This window comes from Mucilaginibacter lappiensis (genome assembly GCF_900155965.1).
In the GTDB taxonomy this organism is placed as follows: Bacteria; Bacteroidota; Bacteroidia; order Sphingobacteriales; family Sphingobacteriaceae; genus Mucilaginibacter; species Mucilaginibacter lappiensis.
Map to the genome: position 1 here is coordinate 172781 of NZ_FTMG01000014.1, position 12937 is coordinate 185717.

Consider the following 12937-nt stretch of genomic DNA (forward strand, 5'->3'; position numbering starts at 1 on the left):
GGGTGACTATATATAGTCCTTTTATCAATATTTGGAATAGCAGCTCGGGTTTTACCTTCAAAGAAATTTATTTATCGCATTGGAAAATACTGGCTGTCAGGTTTTTAATAATAGCAAGGGGAGTGCTTTTTTTGTATCAATATTATTACAATCCGCAATAATATTTTGTTGGAATGATATTTAAAATTTAATTTTATGAGCCCCCTTAATTAATTGGTTATGATCCGCATACGATCTAAAAATGTACTATTGGTTGCAGCCGATACTTTTTCGGTTGATTTACTGTCTGACAATAAAATGTTCAGGCATATTTCCGCGGTAAACAGTATTTTCCCAACCATACATGAAACCAAACCCAACGTGGTGATATTTGACTATGACCACCTGGTTAAGGATATAGAAAAAATATTACGCCGCATAGGTACCAACCCTGCTTACAGCAAAATAAAAATATGCTGCTATAAAACCACGGCCCATACCAAAACCGACAGCCTGTTAAAAGCACTTGGGGTTGATCATATCCTCTATCCAGAAGACTTTAAAAAACCAGCGGAAAGCAAAAATACGCACAGCGTTTTATCAGCCATTTTTGAAGCTCCCATTATTAACAGACTAGCTAAAGCTTCTAACTAAATCGATCCTGATCAACTTGTTTTTAAATGTGGTTTGCTTAGCAAAATAATGCGCCATACTACTTCGGCACTTAGCAATGCCGCTACGGCAAACACCGCGGCCTTAAGGGCCTCGGGAGTTGAGGATAGCGCTCCACCCAGAGCTACCGCGTAAACCAGAAAAGGAAAAATCAATATCAGACACAGTCCAGTTATGTTTAACGGTATCCGGAATGGCCGGGTTTTAAGCGGCTCTTTTAATCTAAGCTTTACCAGCGCTATATATTCCAGGGATAAGCCTGCTCCATAAACCGTTACATCAATAATCAGCAGATCGGCAAAGGTCCATAGCACCATAAAGCTAACCACCAGCGAACAAATAATGATAGAGATATAGGGCGTTTTAAAGCGGCTATGCAACTTGTTTAATCCGGCGGGCAGCAAATTATCCTCAGACATTACCTGTGGTACCCGGGATACCGATAACAATACCGCCGCGTAGATACCCAGTGTACTGGCCATCCCTCCTGCTGCTATAGCAATCCCCAGCCATCTGCCGGCAATCAATACCCCCAGTGCCGGGAAACCGTCGTTGGTTAAAGTATCGTGGTTAATGCCCGATTGCTGGGCTACCCAGGTGATAAAAAAGTAAACCACCATCACCAGTAAAAAAGCGATGATCATGGATACCAGGTATGATTTTACAGGTTTTTCAACCTCTTCGGCATAGGTGGTGATATTATCCCAGCCCAGGCAATTCCACATGACGGTGTATAACGCCATCCCAAACGAAGGGAAAGTGATTCCTTTTAAGGAGGGTGAAGGCATACCTAAGCTGCCCGTATGACGATGAATAGCCAGCACAATTAAAACAATAACCGGCGCCAACACGGCACCGCTCAAAAACAGGGAAACCTTGCCCACAGGCACAATACCCAGTATATTTAACCCTGCCGATGCCCAGATGATGAGCAAACATACAGGTACCTGGTAATGCTGCAAAACCGGGAAAAAGAAAGCCGCGTATTGCACAAACAGCACAGGATATATAGCCAGATCCACAAAGGTGTACAACCAGGTCCACCAGCCCTCGTAGAAACCCCAGCGGGTTCCCAGCGCATATTTAACCCATTTGTAATAACCGCCGGTGATGGGCATCATGCTATTGAGTTCCAGCACGGTGAATATGGCAGGCACATCCCACAGCAAGGGGGTTATTAACAGGATCAAAATTGCGCCATGATCGCCGGCATAACTCAGTAGCGGCTCCAGGCCATAGGGCCCGCCGGATACCGTAAAGAAGATGACAGCGATGAGCTGTATCGGTCTGATTTTTTTTAAGGCTGCGGCAGATGGCATACGTTACAAAAATACAATTCAGCTTTATTACAAAAATCAAACAGCGTATATTTTTAAAATACTTTTTAAAGCTTTATTTTAACACTTTTCGACTCTAAAATCGAGTAAAACCAGCTCAAAAACCTTTCAAAACTGAGTCAAAACCATCGATTTTAACACTTTTTAACAAATTTTAGACAGGTTTTATATGCTTTAAAAGGATTTACAGGATTGAATTTCAATACACTACATACCAAACGGTCGGTTTTTTGGTCTTTTTATCCCTTTAAACAAATGGCCCTGCTTACGTTTTTCAAGTAAGCAGGGCCATGGTGTTTATACACTTAAATATACGGAATTATTTTCAATTTGTCTGAATCAGAATTTACAGAATTCAAGAATGCCCAGAATAATAAAGGCCCATTCTGTTAATTTTCAAATTCTGTAAACGGCTTTAGCCTTCTTGAACACCTGTAAAAAAATAATAGGTGAAAAATTCTGATTCAGACTATTGTAAACTCAGCCATTTTTTACGCACCAGCAATTGCTGCGCCGTGGCATTATCAACTGGTACAATTTTGTATTTAACCCTTGCGTTTTTCAACAAGGTAACTTCCAGTGTAAATGGCAATCCATCACGGATCACACCCACTTTTATTTTATCGCCTGCCTTTTTGCCGTTTAGCAGGGTAGCCGCATCGGTAACCGGGGCATCATCAATAGCAGCCAGTTCATCATTAACATTAATACCATCAATATAAGCTGATGTTCCGCGTGCAACGCTGGTTACAATCAGTTTCTTATTAGCGGTGGCAGCGGTAGTAACGCCCAATGCCGGATCATTGTTATCAGCCAGTTCGTCGTTTATTTTATAGCCCGCATAGCCCAGGTATTTGTTATAGTCAACCGGGGTTAAGCCATTGATATATTTTTTATAGAAATCATCCAGCTTTTTACCGGCAAACTTTTCAAAGCCCTGTTTAAACTCCGCATCAGTATAACCCCGTTTTTTGGTTTTATAATATTCGGTATACATATACCTCATCACATTATCTAACGAATATTTACCGTTGCTGCTGTTGATGATCTCGAGGTCGAGCATCATGCCGATGATTGCGCCTTTGTTGTAGTAGGATATAGTAGTATTGTTGGAGTTCTCGTTCGGGCGGTAAGCTTTTATCCAGGCGTCGAAGCTCGATTCGGCAACGGTCTGCACATTTTTACCCGGCAGGTTTTCCAATATGTTAAACTCTCCCACCAATACATCCAGGTAGTTTTCTGGTGGATACAGGTTGGTACGGCGAACCGCTATTTCCTGGTAATATTCGGTAAAGCCTTCGGCTATCCATAAATTGGTAGTATAGTTTTCAGTATCATAATCAAACGGTCCTAATACTATCGGGCGCAGGCGTTTTACATTCCATAAATGGAAATGCTCATGCGCCGCCAGGCCTAAAAAGTTTTGGTACCCTTTTTCGGTTCCATAAGCATCGCGCGATGCGCCTAAAACCGTCGAGCTTAAATGCTCCAGTCCGCCGCCGCCACGTAAATGATTGTGCACAATGAAAACGTAATGCTTGTTAGGGTTTTCGCCATAAATCGCCGTTTCCTGTTCTACAATGCTATGCAGATCTTTTTTCAGGCGCTCTTTATCATAATTACCGCCGCCATACATACATACCTCATATTTTACGCCTGATGCATCAAAACCAAAAACATCCTGATTACCCACTTCTATCGGTGAATCAAAAAGAATATCATAATTGGGCGATACACGGGTAAACGGATCATTATTCACCATTTCCAGACTGGTTGAAACCTTGGCCCAGTCCTTATAAGGCTTAATGTGGATGGTGGATGGTTGATGCAGCATATTGGCCGGGTAAATAAAGATGCCCGAGGTTGACAGGAAGCCATGCGATATATCGATATAGCTGGTTCGTACCGAGATTTCATTGGCATAAACCCGGTATTTAATATTTACTGTGGCTACGCCTTTGGTAGCAATACGCCAGGTGTTTTTATTGATCTTGGGCGATGGCACCGTTTTTCCGCCGGCATCGGCACTAAAAGAGTCAATGTTTTTGGCGAACTCCCGTACCAGGTACGAGCCGGGTGTCCATACGGGCATTTTAAGGTCGAGCGTGTTTTGTTTCAGGCCCGAAATATGCATTTCAATGTCAGCATAATGCGCCTGTGCCTCCGGAAAAGACACCGTATAGGATATATTAGCAGTAGTTTGCGCCTCACTGACAGACAGATTCATAAAAAATATGATTAATAAAAATGTAATGATATGTTTAAATGGTTTCATGGTGCAAGTTAAAAAAATTATGTATTCAAAAAACTGGCGAGTCGACTCACCCGACCATCACTGATTTGTTCAGAGAATTAAGGCAAAGGGAAACACCTGCCGAGAAAGTCCTGTGGCAACATCTCCGGAACAGGACCTTGTTTGATAAGAAGTTCTTAAGGCAATATCCCATCTGTGTTAAATCTACCTTTGGAAGAAATTTATATTACATTCCAGATTTTTATTGTCACGAGGCCAGTCTGGTAATAGAAGTTGATGGACCAATACACCTACTTAAAAGAGAATATGACAAAAATAGAGATGAGGTGCTATCGTCTTTAAATCTTAATATTCTGCGGTTTAAAAACGAGGATATATTAAATAATACTCAAGAGGTTTTGGCGAAGATCATGGAAATGTTGTAACCTGCCGCAGACGACTCACCCCGCCTACGCTTCGCTGGAAAGAGGGTTAGAGAATTTTATTTTTTTCCTTTATCATACCAACTCTTTTCCTCCACCCTCTTTCCGCCGCAAGGCGAAGAGAGGGTCGGTAAGCGGAGCGTGGCCGGGGTGGATCGTCGTCGCCATACTTCGCTCAATGCAGCTCCCCATCACATTCGGTAACCTAGAATTAATCTTGTAAAATGGTTGATACATGCAACTATTTATGATGTACACCGTTTAAGTTTGCACCCACATCACAATGCCGTTAATTGAACCCATATCCCGCAAACTGATACGCCTTGGTAAACTATACCAAAACCTGTTGGCTAAAAGTACAGAACACCTGGATGTAAACCGATATCATTACGTGTTATCGCTCATTTATTATCATGACGGGCAGCTATCACAAAAAGCGCTGGCCGAAATACTGGGCAAGGATAAATCGGCCATGGTAAGCATTATTAATCTACTCAGTGCCAAAGGATTTGTTTACCGGGAAAACAATCCGAACGACCGTCGTGAACAATTGTTGAAAGTTACCGAAAAAGCAAAGCGCGCTGTTCCGCATATCGTGGCCACCTTTAAAAGCATTAATGCCGATATCACCAGGGGAATCTCGGAGGCTGATATGAAAATATTTGAAAGTGTATTACTGCGTATGCAAAACAACATCAACCCGATAACAACAACCTGATCAAAAACTAAATCACAAAAATGCTCCATTTAATATGAGAACAAGGTATATCATTTACACCGCGCTGGCTTTGCTGGTTGCCTACTTAATTTACAACAAATTCTTTAGCAAAAGCGCCAAGGAATCTGCTGCTGCTATAGCTGCCGGAGGCAAAGGCGGTAAGAAAAAGAATGGTCCTGTTTCCGTAAACATTATGATTGTAAAGGATACCGCTATCAACAATATCATAGATGTAACCGGTTCCATTGATGCCAACGAAAAGGTAAACCTGGTGAGCCAAACCGCGGGCAATATTACCGGCATCTATTTTAACGAGGGCAGCAAAGTGCAAAAAGGACAATTGCTGGTTAAAGTTTACAACCAGGACCTGGAAGCATCGCTTAAACAGGTGAGTTACCAGGTAGCGCTGGCCAAGCAAAATGAATACCGCAACAAAGTATTATTGGAAAAAGAAGCCATCAGCCAGCAAGAGTATGATACTTCCCTAACTTCCCTAAACTCGCTGAAAGCCCAGGGCGATATGATCAAAGCGCAAATAACCCGCACCGAGATCAGGGCGCCGTTTTCGGGTACTATCGGCTTACGGAATGTGAGTCCGGGTGGTTACCTGTCGCCGCAAACATCTATCGCGCAGCTGGTCAATATCGATCCGGCAAAGGTTACCTTCTCTGTTCCGGAAAGGTACCTGTCTATAATTGGACCGGGTAGTAAGATCAGGTTCACTACCGCAAGCTCGAGGGAAAATTTCACGGCTACCGTGTATGCTATTGACCCAGCTATTGACGTGAACTCGCGCACGCTTACCGTACGGGCCAAAGCGCCAAACCCGAAAGGCTTGCTTACAGCCGGCGGCTTTGCCAAAATTAATTTAACGCTCGATCAGATACCTAAAACCATTTTGCTGCCCACCCAGGCCGTTATTCCCGACTTGAAAAGCAGCATGGTTTATGTTTACCACAATGGCCTGGCGGAGAGCAAACCGGTAAAAACCGATATGCGCACCGATACCAAAATACAGATCATTGACGGCCTGAAACCCGGCGATAGTGTAGTAGTATCGGGCATTATACAAATGCGCCCGAAGGTTCCTTTGAAAATTGCTAAAGTGATAAAATAGAATCAAGAACCGAGAGTCAAGAATCAGGAACTGGAATGAGAACAAAAAATTTAATTAAATAGAATCAAGAGCCGAAATGAGAACAAAAAAAATTGGTTGACAACAAGAAACCTTTAACAGCAAGGATCAACCTGTTATTTTTTTCTTGATTCTTGACTCTTATCTCTTGATTCTTAACAACAACTCTTAATAAAACCCATATGAGTTTATCCTCAGTCAGTATAAAGCGGCCGGTGTTGGCAACAGTAATGTCTGTAGTTATTGTTGTGTTTGGTATTATCGGCTATAAATTTTTAGGGGTACGGGATTTCCCTTCGGTCGATCCGCCTATTATCTCCGTATCTACCAGTTATGCCGGCGCCAATGCCGATGTAATTGAATCGCAGATTACGGAGCCGCTGGAGAAGGCGATCAACGGTGTTCCGGGTATTCGCAACTTATCATCAACCAGTTCGGTGGGTTCCAGTAACATTACCGTGGAGTTTGACCTGGATGCCGATCTGGAAACTGCCGCGAACGACGTGCGCGACAAGGTGGGCCAGGCACAACGCCAGTTGCCTCAGGATATTGACGCCCCGCCGGTTGTTACCAAGGCCGATGCCAGCGCCGACCAGATTATTACCCTGGAGGTTCAAAGTAATACCCGTAACATTAATCAGCTGGATGACTATGCCGAAAACGTATTACAGGAAGGCCTGCAAACCATTCCCGGTGTAAGTACCATTAACATACAGGGGCAGCGCCAGTACGCCATGCGTTTATGGATTGACCCTAATAAATTAACCGCACAAGGTGTTACCGCAACCGATATTGGCGCGGCACTATCCAAAGAGAACGTGGAGCTGCCAGCCGGTAAAATTGAAGGTAATAATACCGAGGTTACCATCAGGGCCCTGGGTAAATTATCAACCGAAAAGGATTTTAACGACCTCATTATCCGATCAGACAGTAACCGCGTAGTACGTTTGCGCGATGTGGGTTATGCCGTTTTAGGATCTGCCAATGAGGAAACCATTTTTAAGGAATCGGGCGTGCCGATGATCGGTTTGGCCATTGTGCCGCAGCCAGGCGCCAATTATGTACAGATAGCTAAAGATTTTTACAAACGCCTGGAGCAGATCAAAAAGGATCTTCCGCCGGATATTAAGGTAAACGTGGCGTTGGATAATACCAGGTTCATCAATCAATCCATATCCGAAGTGCAGGAAACACTCATCGTATCCTTTGTACTGGTGGTCATTATCATTTACCTCTTCTTTCGCGATTGGCTCATCGCTTTCCGTCCATTGATCGATATCCCGGTATCGCTCATTGGTGCATTTTTCATCATGTATATTTTTGGTTTCTCCATTAATATATTAACCCTGCTTGGCATTGTGCTGGCCACAGGTTTGGTGGTAGATGACGGTATTGTGGTAACCGAGAATATTTATAAAAAGGTGGAGGCAGGCATGGCCATTCGCCAGGCAGCTTTCCAGGGCTCTGCCGAGATATTCTTCGCGGTAGTATCTACCTCAGTTACGCTGGCAGCGGTGTTTTTACCTATTGTGTTTTTACAGGGTTTTACGGGCCGTTTGTTCCGCGAATTTGCGGTGGTGGTGGCCGGCGCGGTATTGATATCGGCATTTGTGTCCCTGTCGTTAACCCCGATGCTGAACGTAAAACTGATCCGCAAGAGCAACAAAAAATCGAAGTTTTACGAGCGTACCGAGCCTTTCTTCGTGAACATGACCAACTCCTATACCAAGACATTGGTTAAGTTTATGAAGGTAAAGTGGGTATCCTTTGTGATCCTGGGAGTATCCCTCATCATCATTGGAGTTTTGGTGCAGATCATCCCATCTGAGCTGGCTCCACTAGATGACCGCAGCTTGCTGCGTTACAGCGTTACCGGATCTGAGGGTGCTACCTATGAGTACATGACCAAATACATGGACAAGGTTTCGCAACTGGTAGAAGATTCTATTCCGGAGGCCAAGGTTAATTTCGAGATCGTTTCGCCGTCATTTGGCGGAGGCTCGGCCAACTCGGGCTTTGGGCGTATCGGTTTGGTTGCTCCTGATGAGCGTGGTCGCTCTCAACAGCAACTGGCCGATTGGCTCAGCAAAAAGCTTACCCGTATGCCCGATGCCCGGGCTATTGTGATACAGGAACAAACCATTAGCGGTGGCGGTAGCGGCGCCCGTACTTCGCTACCGGTACAATACGTCATTCAGAATCAGGATTTTGAAAAAATACGCGCGGCTCTGCCCAAGTTCTTTGCTGAAGTATCAAAAAGCCCGGTATTCCAGGGAACTGACGTCAATCTTAAATTCACCAAGCCAGAGCTACGGGTAATAACAGATCGTGACCGGGCCCGTGACCTGGGGGTGTCCGTTGATGATATTGCACAAACCCTGCAACTGTATTACAGTGCCGGTCGTTTGGATTATTTCCTGATCAACGGTAAACAATACCAGGTAATTGCCCAGGTTGACCGTGCTAACCGCGATCAGCCACTCGATCTGAAATCTGTTTATATGCGCAGCACCAAAGGCGGCCTGGTACAGCTGGATAACGTGGTAAAAGTTACCGAAGGTGCAACACCACCGGCTATTTATCACTTTAACCGTTATAAATCGGCCACGGTATCGGCGGGTTTAGCGCCCGGTCGTACAGTAGGCGACGGTATCAAAGAAATGGACCGTATCTCCAAAGAAATACTGGATGATACTTTCAGCACCGCACTGAGCGGCCCATCCCGGGATTATGCTGAAGGTTCATCAAACATTTTGTTTGCCTTTGGTTTTGCACTATTGCTGATATACCTGGTGTTGGCAGCCCAGTTTGAGAGTTTTATGGATCCTTTTATTGTGATGCTAACGGTACCACTGGCTATTTCGGGCGCGTTTTTATCCCTGTGGCTGTTTAATCAAACGCTCAATATTTTCAGCGAAATCGGAATCATTACCCTAGTGGGACTAGTAACCAAAAACGGTATCCTCATTGTGGAGTTTGCCAACCAGCGTATGGAACATGGCGTGGCTAAATATGAGGCAGCCATAGAGGCGGCAACAGCACGTTTACGCCCCATATTAATGACCAGCTTAGCTGTAGTGCTAGGCTCTGTCCCTATCGCGTTTGCTTTGGGTGCGGGTGCCAAAAGCCGTGTATCGCTGGGTATTGTCATTATGGGTGGTATGCTGTTCTCGCTGGTGCTTACACTTTATATTATCCCACTGATGTATGTGATCTTCGCCTCCAAAACCCGCCGCGACCCGGATCATGAACCGGAAGATGCGGAAGCAAACGAACCTAAAACACCACTATTGATTGAAAACCTTTGAAAGCTAAAAGCAGAAGGCACAAAGCCAAAAGCGAATGATTAAAATCCTTTGAGGACAAATTTTAAATCTAAAACAAAAGATAAATCCGAATTCGAACATCCGAATTCCGAAATAAAAAAAATATGATCATCAAAAAAATAGTTTTCTTTATTTTTTGCTACCTGATTTTCAGCATAACGGCCCGGGCACAGGATGCCCCTTTGCTAACGCTGAAAGATGCTGTAGAGATTGCGCTTAAAAACAACTATAATATCAAGCTGTCGCAAAATAATTCTGCCATAGCGGCTAATAATGTTACCCTGGGCAACGCGGGTGTGCTGCCACAGGTTACCGGCAATTTTGCCACCAACAACAGCCGGCAAAATACCAAGCAAACACGTAATGACGGTACCGTGAATGATATCAATGCCCATAACTCCAACAACAGCTATGGCGTAAACCTTAACTGGACCATTTTTGACGGCTTTAATATGTTTGCCAACTACGATCAGTTAAAAACTGTTGATACTTTAAGCGCTATCCGGTTAAAGGATACCATCCAAACTACCGTTGCTAATGTGATCACAACCTATTATGACCTCATTAATCAAAATGAGTTAATCAAAGCGCTCAAAGGGGCCATAGATATTTCACGCACACAATTGCGCTATGCTAATGACAAGTACAAGGTTGGCCGTGCATCAGGTTTGGATGTATTGAATGCGCAGGTTAACCTCAATACCGATACAGCTAACCTGGTTACACAATACCAGCAATTCAAAGCCATCAAGATACAGCTTAACCAATTATTAATCCGCGATCTGCAAACCGATTTCACGGTAGCCGATAACATCCTGATTGATGATAAACTAACCCTTGCCGAAATTCTTAACAGCGCCCAGTTACAAAACCCTGCCATTTTATCGGCACAGATCAATAAACGTTTGGCTGAGATTAATCTGAAACAGGTACGTTCAACCCGGTACCCACAGGTAGGTTTAACTTCGGGCTATGTTTTCTCCAACAGCAAAACACCGGCTGGTTTTACGCTATCGCAAAACGTACATGGTTTAAACTACGGACTAACAGCCTCCATCAATATTTTTAACGGCTTTAACCAGAACAGGCGCGAAAAGAATGCGAAAATCCAGATCGATAACGCCAATATCAGCGCCAAACAAACCCGGCTGAATGTAGAAGCACAGATCAATAACTTTTTTGTGAGCTATTTATCCGGGCTTGATCTGATTAAACTGGGACAAGCCAATGTAACCATAGCTAAAAAGAACCTGGATATATCATTAGAAAAATATAAGCTGGGTAATATTACACCTTTAGAAATAAGGGAAGCACAGCGTAATTACCTGGATGCGCAATCCAAGTTCTTTGCGGCTCAGTATCAATCAAAACTTGCAGAAGTTACTTTAAAACAGATCACCAGCAGTATTAATATTAATTAAGTACTAATAAGTATTAATTTATAGCGTATGTTTCTTAAATTGCTTTAAAAAGCTATTTTTGGAACGATGTTAGCCCCCTACAAAACCTGCCTGTTGATTGATGATAACTACATCGACAACTTTGTTACGCGCAGAGTTTTGGAAAACAGTAATTTTGCAGAACAAATCATTGTAAGACAATCGCCTGCCGAAGCCATCAATTTGCTCCGGGAGGCCACTATAAAACCGGATGTTATCTTTTTAGATGTTCGCATGCCCCTGATGAGCGGATTTGAGTTTTTAGAGGAATACGATAAACTTTTGATCGATAAAAAAGATATTAAAATATTTATGCTTTCTTCTTCCCTTGACCCAACAGATATGAAGGAGTCATCAGGAAACAAGTATATTACCCAATTTATACATAAGCCATTAACAGTTAAAGCGCTCGAAGAAATTTGTCCATGATCTTAGTTGCCGATAGCGGATCCTCGAAAACAGACTGGCTGCTCAGCCTCCCACAGCAGGAGCCGGTATCATTCAAAACCGCCGGATTAAACCCATACTTTTTAACCGAAAAAGAAATAGCCAAAATAATACAGGACCAGGCGCCCGATATGGTGGCACATGCCCATGATATTTCCGAAATATATTTTTTCGGGGCCGGCTGCTCCAGTCCGGATAGGCACGAGATTGTTTCAAACGCCATTAGCCAGCTGTTCAACAAAGCCTTTATTAGTGTGGATAGCGACCTTTTGGGTTGCGCTTATGCTACCTGCGGGCACGAAAAAGGCATTTGTTGTGTAATGGGCACAGGCTCAAACATTTCTTATTTCGATGGCGAAAACATACACGACGGTCAGCATGGCCTGGGTTTTGTTTTAGGCGACGAAGGCTCCGGCACCTGGTTTGGTAAGGCCCTCATCACCGATTTTCTGTATGGCAATATGCCTGCCGATATCAATGAGGCGTTTAATAAAGCGTACGGACTGAATAAAGAGATCGTGATCAAGAACGTATATCAGCGGCCGAATGCCAATACCTACCTGGCCTCATTCTCGCGTTTTGTAAGCGAAATAAAAACCACTCCCTACGGACAGGAACTGCTGGAAAGGGGCCTACTGGAATTTATTGACACCAACGTCAAATCGTACCCCGAATATCATCGCTATAAATGTCACTTTGTAGGCTCCATCGCTTACTTTTTTGCCGAAGAGTTAACCGCTCTTTGCCATCAGCAAGGTGTAAAAACCGGAAAAGTGATCAAGCAACCGATCAATGATTTGATGGCCTTTATTTTGAACAGGAACGAGGAGTGATTGGTTTAAATATTGTCATTCTGAGTTTTAAAATCCGGGGGCCTTTAAGGGTTCAATGACATTATCTTTGCAAAGCCGTGCAGTGTGGCCGTCTAAGTTATAGTGCATTTTTGCCTGTCCCTGAGTATGGTTCTGAAGCAATGAGTCTAAGGGTATGGTACAACACTAACTGTGTTTGTCCGATGGGTAGCCTGTCTTTTTCTTTACACTCCTTCGGGCACGGCTTATTAACGATAAGTCAACAGGATGGAAAAGATGCATCATCATGCAGCCGGTATAGATATCGGCTCGCGTAAGGTATTTGTAGGATTGGAAAACAGTCCGGTACGCTGGTTTGAGACCTTTACCAGTGATTTGGAATCGCTTAAGGATTAT

The 12937-nt window shown here is 43.7% G+C and carries 10 protein-coding genes; 8 read left to right on the top strand and 2 right to left on the bottom strand.

The genetic code is table 11. The features are described 5' to 3' along the window. Positions 1-219: 219 nt before the first annotated feature. Positions 220-633 carry a hypothetical protein gene (locus BW976_RS22435; RefSeq protein ID WP_076376708.1) on the top strand — a complete coding sequence of 138 codons (414 nt, stop codon included), beginning with the start codon at positions 220-222 and terminating at the stop codon, positions 631-633. A gap of 11 nt (positions 634-644) precedes the next feature. On the opposite strand, the gene BW976_RS22440 is transcribed toward BW976_RS22435, so the two are convergent. Beyond that, positions 645-1970 (bottom strand): APC family permease, encoded by a 1326-nt coding sequence (locus BW976_RS22440; protein WP_076376710.1) that lies wholly within the window; start codon positions 1968-1970, stop codon positions 645-647. A 487-nt stretch (positions 1971-2457) separates the two neighbouring features. Next, positions 2458-4263, bottom strand: coding sequence for a M61 family metallopeptidase (locus BW976_RS22445; RefSeq protein WP_076376712.1), 1806 nt, complete (start codon positions 4261-4263; stop codon positions 2458-2460). Here BW976_RS22445 and BW976_RS30100 point away from each other — a divergent pair. The 7 genes from BW976_RS30100 to BW976_RS22480 all read left to right on the top strand — a co-directional run bounded on the left by BW976_RS30100 (position 4254) and on the right by BW976_RS22480 (position 12562). Further along, a complete protein-coding gene (locus BW976_RS30100) occupies positions 4254-4667 on the top strand; it encodes an endonuclease domain-containing protein (protein ID WP_084192311.1) in 414 nt (137 codons plus the stop codon). The two genes, BW976_RS22445 and BW976_RS30100, sit on opposite strands and share 10 nt — an antisense overlap. A gap of 280 nt (positions 4668-4947) precedes the next feature. Then, complete coding sequence (locus BW976_RS22455; RefSeq protein WP_076376714.1) at positions 4948-5382, top strand: MarR family winged helix-turn-helix transcriptional regulator; 435 nt, start codon at positions 4948-4950, stop codon at positions 5380-5382. A gap of 34 nt (positions 5383-5416) precedes the next feature. After that, positions 5417-6499, top strand: coding sequence for an efflux RND transporter periplasmic adaptor subunit (locus BW976_RS22460; protein ID WP_076376716.1), 1083 nt, complete (start codon positions 5417-5419; stop codon positions 6497-6499). A 200-nt stretch (positions 6500-6699) separates the two neighbouring features. After that, a complete protein-coding gene (locus tag BW976_RS22465) occupies positions 6700-9825 on the top strand; it encodes an efflux RND transporter permease subunit (RefSeq protein WP_076376718.1) in 3126 nt (1041 codons plus the stop codon). A gap of 122 nt (positions 9826-9947) precedes the next feature. Continuing rightward, on the top strand, positions 9948-11264 hold the full coding sequence (locus BW976_RS22470; protein WP_076376720.1) for a TolC family protein: 1317 nt from the start codon (positions 9948-9950) through the stop codon (positions 11262-11264). A gap of 66 nt (positions 11265-11330) precedes the next feature. Continuing rightward, positions 11331-11711 carry a response regulator gene (locus tag BW976_RS22475; protein ID WP_076376722.1) on the top strand — a complete coding sequence of 127 codons (381 nt, stop codon included), beginning with the start codon at positions 11331-11333 and terminating at the stop codon, positions 11709-11711. Beyond that, positions 11708-12562: a BadF/BadG/BcrA/BcrD ATPase family protein gene (locus BW976_RS22480; protein ID WP_076376724.1), complete on the top strand. Its 855-nt coding sequence runs from the start codon at positions 11708-11710 to the stop codon at positions 12560-12562. Before BW976_RS22475 ends, BW976_RS22480 begins: the two co-directional genes overlap by 4 nt. Positions 12563-12937: the final 375 nt, after the last annotated feature.

Excerpts from the sequence above, each read along its gene's own strand:
- BW976_RS22435 (WP_076376708.1), top strand. The coding sequence starts at position 220 with ATGATCCGCATACGATCTAAAAATGTACTATTGGTTGCAGCCGATACT.
- BW976_RS22440 (WP_076376710.1), bottom strand. The coding sequence starts at position 1,970 with ATGCCATCTGCCGCAGCCTTAAAAAAAATCAGACCGATACAGCTCATC.
- BW976_RS30100 (WP_084192311.1), top strand. The coding sequence starts at position 4,254 with ATGGTTTCATGGTGCAAGTTAAAAAAATTATGTATTCAAAAAACTGGC.
- BW976_RS22445 (WP_076376712.1), bottom strand. The coding sequence starts at position 4,263 with ATGAAACCATTTAAACATATCATTACATTTTTATTAATCATATTTTTT.
- BW976_RS22455 (WP_076376714.1), top strand. The coding sequence starts at position 4,948 with ATGCCGTTAATTGAACCCATATCCCGCAAACTGATACGCCTTGGTAAA.
- BW976_RS22460 (WP_076376716.1), top strand. The coding sequence starts at position 5,417 with ATGAGAACAAGGTATATCATTTACACCGCGCTGGCTTTGCTGGTTGCC.
- BW976_RS22465 (WP_076376718.1), top strand. The coding sequence starts at position 6,700 with ATGAGTTTATCCTCAGTCAGTATAAAGCGGCCGGTGTTGGCAACAGTA.
- BW976_RS22470 (WP_076376720.1), top strand. The coding sequence starts at position 9,948 with ATGATCATCAAAAAAATAGTTTTCTTTATTTTTTGCTACCTGATTTTC.
- BW976_RS22475 (WP_076376722.1), top strand. The coding sequence starts at position 11,331 with ATGTTAGCCCCCTACAAAACCTGCCTGTTGATTGATGATAACTACATC.
- BW976_RS22480 (WP_076376724.1), top strand. The coding sequence starts at position 11,708 with ATGATCTTAGTTGCCGATAGCGGATCCTCGAAAACAGACTGGCTGCTC.